The organism is Bradyrhizobium sp. PRIMUS42, from assembly GCF_023006515.1.
GTDB lineage: Bacteria > Pseudomonadota > Alphaproteobacteria > Rhizobiales > Xanthobacteraceae > Bradyrhizobium.
The window spans coordinates 1-5,313 of the sequence record NZ_JALBGZ010000455.1 but is presented as its reverse complement, the minus strand read 5'-3'; the positions used below and the strand labels follow the sequence as shown (position 1 = coordinate 5,313).

Genomic DNA, 5,313 nt, shown 5'->3' with positions numbered 1-5,313 from the left:
CCTGCGGCGGCCGATGACATCGCCGCCGGGCGGCGGCAGCATCACTTCGCCGCATCGCGCGAGCAGGGGGCCTGCGAGCAGGATCGAAGCGCGGATGCGCACGCACAGCTCGGGGTCGAGATCGGCGGCGCGGATGCTCTTGGCGTGGATATGAAGCGTGTTGCGCCCCGTCCATTCTGCGGAGGCGCCGACCGAGCGGATCAGCTCGACCAGCGTCTCGGTGTCGCGGATCCGCGGCACGTTCTCCAGCGTCACCGGATGCTCGGTGAGCAGGGCGGCGGCGATGATCGGGAGCGCCGAATTCTTGTTGCCGGACGGCTCGATCGAGCCCGAGAGCCGGTGACCGCCCTCGACGATGTATTGGATGGGCGCCACGGGGATTTCTCGCTGTCCTGTTGGGTGGGCTGTTTCGAGCGGAAACTACAGAGAATTGACCGCGGTAGCAATTGCGCTGGCCGGGCCATCGATCTGGAGCTTGTGGCAGGCGGCAGCTCCTAGAACAACCCGATGATGTTCCCCACAACATAGAGGATCGCGATCAGGATCAGCGCACCGATCATGACGAAGGAGATTTCGATCGCGATGGCGCCGGTGCCGAGCGCGGCGGCGACGGCGGCGAGGAGCCGTTCTTCCCGGAAGATCAGCGAGAGGACCGAGAACAGGATGGCGAGCAGGCCGAGCGAGATCGCGGTGACTGACGCGGTTTCGCTCCAGGCTCGTCCTGCCGATTTTTCGACCTTCGGGGCCTGATACTCCACGCCCTTCACCTTCGCGATGACGCGGTCCTTGATGCGATGTCCGGTGTCGACGATCACCTTGTCCGCCGGCGGCGGCGGGTAGATCGCGGGTATGACCCAGTGCGGCAGGACGGCCGCGATCAGCGCCAGCACACCGACGATGCTGCCGATCACGCCGAGACGGCGGGATGGCACGGCGGAACTGGGCGTTGCAGAGGCGGTCATGGCGAGAAGGCTTCCCGGCCGGAATTGGCCAACGGGATCATGCCACTTCGTCGCGAGGAACGCTGGTGAGGTTCAGGGACGCAAGCATTAGCCGTCATGCCCGGCTTGTCCCGGGCATCCACGTTCTTTGTGCCGCAGTTGAGACGTGGATGGCCGGGTCAAGCCCGGCCATGACGTTGTGGAAGCAGCAAGCGCTAGATATCGATCGTCGCGCTCAGCGAATGTTCCTGGATGAAGTCGCGGCGCGGCTCGACCACGTCGCCCATCAGCTTGGTGAAGATGTCGTCGGCCTCGTCGACCTCCTTGACCTTCACCTGCAGCAGCGAGCGCGCGTCGGTGTCCAGCGTCGTCTCCCAGAGCTGCTCCGGGTTCATCTCGCCGAGACCTTTGTAGCGCTGTAGCGTGATGCCCTTGCGGCCGGCGTCGGTGACGGCGTCGAATAGATCGACCGGGCCGTAGACCATGTGCTCGACGTCCTTGCGCCGCAGCTTGCCAGGGCGGACATAAACGTCCTGGAGCTTCACCGTGTACTCGTCGAGCTTGCGCGCCTCGACCGAGCCGAGGAAGGCATCGTCAATGACGGCGGCTTCCTTGACGCCGCGCACGGTGCGCTCGAACTGGAAGCCATGGCCTTCGACATATTGCCCGACCCAGCCGCGCTCAACCTCGTCGGCCTGGTTGTCCAGCCGGCTCGCGATGTACTGTGCGGCCGCAGCGGCCTTTTCGGGATCGCCGTAGATCGCCTTGTTCAGCACGCCGGTGATGGCTGCTTGCTCGACAACCTTGCGATTATAGCGGCTGTGCAGATTGCGCAAAATGCTGCGGACGATGCGGGCGTCGTCGACCAGCGAGCGCAGGTCGCGGCCGGTACGATCGCCGCCGGTGCCGGGAATGTAGACACAATCGTCGAGCCCGGTATCGATCAGATAATCTTCGAGCGCCCGCTCGTCCTTCAGGTACTGCTCGGACTTGCCTCTGGAGACCTTATACAGCGGCGGCTGGGCGATATAGAGATAACCGCCGTCGATGATGTCGCGCATCTGCCGGTAGAAGAAGGTCAGCAGCAGCGTGCGGATGTGGGCGCCGTCGACGTCGGCGTCCGTCATCACGATGATCTTGTGATAGCGCAGCTTCTCGATCGAGAACTCGTCGCTGATGCCGGTGCCAAGTGCGGTGATCAAGGTGCCGATCTGCTCGCTGCCCAGCATCTTGTCGGGACGGACGCGTTCGACGTTGAGGATCTTGCCGCGGAGCGGCAAGACGGCCTGAAATTCGCGGTTGCGGCCCTGCTTGGCGCTGCCGCCTGCCGAGTCGCCCTCGACGATGAAGAGCTCGGACTTCGCCGGGTCCTTTTCCTGGCAGTCGGCGAGCTTGCCGGGCAGCGAGGAGACCGAGAGCGGGCTCTTGCGCGTCAGCTCGCGCGCCTTTCGCGCAGCCTCACGCGCAGCCGCGGCCTGGATCACCTTGCCGACGATCATCTTGGCTTCGCTGGGATGCTCCTCGAACCAGGCCTGGAGCGCCTCGTTGAGGACGTTCTCGACCACGGGACGCACTTCCGAGGACACCAGCTTGTCCTTGGTCTGCGACGAGAATTTCGGATCGGGCACCTTCACCGACAGCACGGCGGTGAGACCTTCGCGGCAGTCGTCGCCGGTCAGCGCGATCTTTTCCTTTTTCGCGTTGGCCTCGGCATAGCCGTTGACCTGGCGCGTGAGCGCGCCGCGGAAGCCGGCGAGATGGGTGCCACCGTCGCGCTGCGGGATGTTGTTGGTGAAGCACAGCACGTTCTCGTGGTAGCTGTCGTTCCACCACAAAGCCGCCTCGACGCCGATGCCGTTGGCTTCCGCGCGCACCATGATCGGCGCCGGCACGATCGCCTTCTTGTTGCGGTCGAGATATTTGACGAATTCCTCGACGCCGCCGGAATAGTGCATCTCCTCGCGCTTCTCGACCGCGTGACGCATGTCGGAGAGGGCGATGTTGACGCCGGAATTGAGGAAGGCGAGCTCGCGCAGCCGGTGCTCGAGCGTTGCGAAGTCGTATTCGATGTTCTTGAAGGTCTCGGGGGAAGCGTGGAACGTCACCTCGGTGCCGCGCTTGCCCGGCGCATCGCCGACGACCTTGAGCGGTGCAACGGCGTCGCCATGGGCGAACTCGATGGTATGCTCCTTGTTGTCGCGCCAGATGCGCAGCACGAGCTTGCTCGACAGCGCGTTGACGACGGAGACGCCGACGCCGTGCAGGCCGCCGGAGACCTTGTAGGAGTTCTGGTCGAACTTTCCGCCGGCATGGAGCTGGGTCATGATGACCTCGGCCGCCGAGATGCCTTCGCCCTTGTGGATGTCGACGGGAATGCCGCGTCCGTCGTCGCGCACGGTGACGGAATTGTCGGCATTGAGCACGACATCGACGCGCGTGGCGTGGCCCGCGAGGGCTTCGTCGATCGCGTTGTCGACGACCTCGTAGACCATGTGGTGCAGGCCGGAGCCGTCGTCGGTGTCGCCGATATACATGCCCGGGCGCTTGCGGACGGCATCGAGACCCTTGAGCACGCGGATCGATTCCGCGCCGTAATCACTCGCGTTGGAGGGCTCGTTTTCGGCAGCGGGCTGCCGAGCAGGTTCTGTCATGAGAGGCCTTCGAAATGTCGCCCGAATCAGCGGCGCAAAAGGCGCTGATTTGCGAGCCTATTTGTGCCACGAAAGACCGCTTGCGCCTAGCGCAAAGTATCCTCTGGCAACCCTTTGAGCAGATAGGGTTTTTCAACGAGTTTTCAAGGCTTTTGAAGGCCGATTCCGGCCGCTGCAAAAAGCCCGATTCGAGCGCCCGCTTTGGACCTCGAAAGGGGTGGATTTGGGGGACTGGAAGGGCGGTTCCCAGGCTCTCTGAAGTAGCCTGCTCGAACTTGATTAGATCGGCCGGCCACGAGTTCGCTGCAACCTCTCCCGCTTGCGGGGGAGGTCGGCGCGAAGCGCCGGGTGGGGGCTCTTTCCTCTGGGGGAGTGTCCCGTTGTGGAGACACCCTCTCCCCAACCTTCCCCCGCAAGCGGGGGAGGGAGCGCACCGGCCTCGCGGCCTCAGTACATCTGAAGCGGCAGCACGTCCCCGCTCGGGCCCACCAAAAGGCCCCAGGCCTCGCCAGCGGCAACAGTCAGGGCCTCGGTGCGGGCGGGTTGCCCGGGCATGCGCAGCGCGTACTGGTACTTGCCCGGCGGCAGATCGAGCATCGGGCCCTTCGGTGATCGCGGGCCGCCGGCGCCTGCCGCGATCTTCACGGTCTGCTTGTTGATCGTCAGCGAGGCCTCGTTCGGTCCCATATTTCCGAGCATGAGCCTTGCTTGTCCCGCCTTCGGCATGATGTCGGCCTTAGCAGCCGCATCGGAATTCTTTTGCGCCAGATTGACCGTGGTCTCGCCCTTGGCCCGGTCGAGCTTGAGCACGGCGGGTCCCTGCGGCGAGGTGAAGTCGATCTGCGCGCGGTCCGCGGACACGGTCGCGCCCTCGGTCTTTTCCTGCCAGCCGAGCTTGGTCAGCTCCGCCCGGTAGAAGGCGAGGACGTCCTGGAGCGGCGCCGGGATGCTGGCTGTCAGCTCGCGGCGGAGCGGCGCCTCGCCGCCGGGTACCTTCGTGGTGGCAAGCGATTTCGACGAACGCTGCGTCGGCACGGGCAATTGGGAGTCAGGATCTGGCTTGAGCGGCTCGGAGGATTTGGCCTGTACTTCCACCTCCGCAGCCGCCGCAGGCTTGGCCGCTTCCGTCACCAGGCCCGATCCGTCGGCGCGGACGTTCACTTTCGGACCCATCTGCATCACGGTCATCGAGATCGACTTGCCGCCCTTGGCGAACGCCATCACCGCCATGTTGGGCGGGTTGATGACGGAAGGCTGCTCCTTCCAGCCCGAGCTCTTCAGCGCCGTGCGATAGAAGCCGCTGAGTGCCTTCACGCTCGATGCCGCGGAGAACTCCAGCCGGCCGTCGCCGCCTTCGAACTTCACGCCTTCGGCGTTTTCGGGCAGCGGCACCGGCGTCTTGCTGTCGGCGAGCGCAGTGAGCGGCGCGTCCGACAGCGAGGCGGCCTGCGACTTGCGCCTGGCCTCATCGGCAGCGATGAGCTGCTGAGCCGCACCCAAGGCATCGCCGAGGAACCTCTCGTCGGCCTCCTTCTTCGCCTTGGCGCGGGCGGCAAGGGCTGATTCCCTCACCTGCACGGTCAGGCTGATCATGGTGAAATCATATTTGCGGCCGAGCCGCAGCACGCCGGTCTCCTCGGCGGAAGAGATCTTGAGCGCGACCTCGTCGCCAGGGGCGAGCGGCGCGTTGCCATCCTCCTGCCAGCCGCGCGCGGCGAGCT

2 protein-coding genes and 2 pseudogenes are annotated in these 5,313 nt (G+C 65.0%); all 4 read right to left on the bottom strand.

From position 1 onward, the window contains the following. Positions 1-375: pseudogene (locus MOV75_RS26435) on the bottom strand (UDP-N-acetylglucosamine 1-carboxyvinyltransferase); the annotation flags it as partial. Positions 376-494: 119 nt separating this feature from the next. Further along, positions 495-962 (bottom strand): hypothetical protein, encoded by a 468-nt coding sequence (locus MOV75_RS26430; RefSeq protein WP_246928668.1) that lies wholly within the window; start codon positions 960-962, stop codon positions 495-497. A gap of 194 nt (positions 963-1,156) precedes the next feature. Then, the gene (gyrB, locus tag MOV75_RS26425; RefSeq protein ID WP_246928670.1) at positions 1,157-3,592 is read right to left on the bottom strand and encodes a DNA topoisomerase (ATP-hydrolyzing) subunit B; all 2,436 of its coding nucleotides are present in this window, start codon (positions 3,590-3,592) and stop codon (positions 1,157-1,159) included. Between the two features lie 447 nt (positions 3,593-4,039). Then, a pseudogene (locus MOV75_RS26420) lies at positions 4,040-5,313 on the bottom strand (hypothetical protein); the annotation flags it as partial.